The 1,195-nt window shown below is 55.6% G+C and carries 4 protein-coding genes; 1 reads left to right on the top strand and 3 read right to left on the bottom strand.

What is annotated here, in order from left to right:
- Positions 1-234: hypothetical protein (locus GSQ95_RS26350; protein WP_218580234.1), on the top strand; the 234-nt coding region annotated here is incomplete at its 5' end.
- Position 235: 1 nt separating this feature from the next.
- Here the strand turns inward: GSQ95_RS26350 and GSQ95_RS25910 are convergent.
- The 3 genes from GSQ95_RS25910 to GSQ95_RS26245 form a co-directional block, all read right to left on the bottom strand.
- Complete coding sequence (locus GSQ95_RS25910; protein WP_158896738.1) at positions 236-520, bottom strand: hypothetical protein; 285 nt, start codon at positions 518-520, stop codon at positions 236-238.
- Between the two features lie 123 nt (positions 521-643).
- On the bottom strand, positions 644-769 hold the full coding sequence (locus GSQ95_RS26795; protein ID WP_256664731.1) for a hypothetical protein: 126 nt from the start codon (positions 767-769) through the stop codon (positions 644-646).
- 1 nt (position 770) lies between these two features.
- Complete coding sequence (locus GSQ95_RS26245) at positions 771-947, bottom strand: hypothetical protein (RefSeq protein ID WP_178118486.1); 177 nt, start codon at positions 945-947, stop codon at positions 771-773.
- Between the last annotated feature and the right edge of the window lie 248 nt (positions 948-1,195).

Below are 1,195 nucleotides of genomic sequence, written 5' to 3'. Positions count from 1 at the left end.
ATGTTGCTGACAACGTCAGCGGCATACATCCTCAGAATGTTCAGGGCCGTATCGCTTGTCAATACCCCTGTAATGAAAAAGCTCTCCGAGGAGGGCTTTGGTAGAGCGGTGCATCAATGCGACCGGATCAGCTTCGATACCTTCTGTTTGATGTTGGACCAGTCCAGCCAGACAGGCGTACCCACACAGACGATCAGCAGCACCGACAAGAGGGTGATTCCAAAGGCGGTCTGACTCATGTCGTGGATCCCATCCCAGCTATCAAGATCAGCACAAAGGCAGTGAGCATGAGGGATACGTCAATCGTAAATCTGCTCACTATCGGGTCGCTGTCAGACTTGGTGCTCAATTGGGGCGGTGACACATCTGGCAGGGTATCTAACTGACGCTGTGTCAGGCCAGGCTTGGTAGCCCACTGCGCACGTATGTGAGCCTCCAACGCATCGACGACAGTCATTGCCTTATCTTCCGGTATATCGACGGAACGCAACGCCCGGTACAACGCCAGATCAAGTCCCATGAAGGGCCTCCATGGTGGGAGAGTTTTCGGTGACTGACAGGCCTAAGGTGTCAGAGGGTTAACGCTTGTCAATACCCCAGAAATGAAAAAGCCCTCCGAGGAGGGCTTTGGTAGATCAGTGCATCAATGCGAGCGGATCAGCTTCTGAGCCTTCTGCTTCACGTTGGGCCAGTCAGCCCAAACCGCAACAGCGCTGAAGAACACCAGCATGCCACTCAACATCAGGACGCCAAAGGTGGTTTGGTCCATGTTAATCCTCCCGGGTGAGGCAGATACCAATGAGCCAGAGTATAGCACCTGACAGGAAGGTATAGACCGTGAGGACCTGATGATCGCTCAGGAAAATACCGATCAGTGCCGCGCCCATGGCGGTAGTACCAACCTTACGGAAGTCGTCTGCAATTGCAGCGAGTCGTTTCGAAGCCATAGCTTTCCTTTCAGTTGTAACGTCAGGAAAACCGCCCTGACGGGAGGTTTCTCGACAGGGGTGAGTAAGGTGTGAATCAGCTGGCCAATGCGACCTCACGGTCGAACGGGGCGATCAGCTGGTCCAGGGAGCCCGGACGCAACGCGCGAGGCGCTGGCGATTGGACGGGCTCAGTGACAGAGGCGGCAGCCTTGGGTTTGCGCGGCTTGCGCTCACGCTTGGGCTTTTCAGGCTGGGCTTCCTGGGTG

The organism is Pseudomonas sp. BAV 4579 (assembly GCF_009765395.1).
Lineage (GTDB): Bacteria > Pseudomonadota > Gammaproteobacteria > Pseudomonadales > Pseudomonadaceae > Chryseomonas > Chryseomonas aestiva.
Note: the sequence above shows the minus strand (reverse complement) of the source record. Positions and strands in the feature narration are given on the sequence as shown.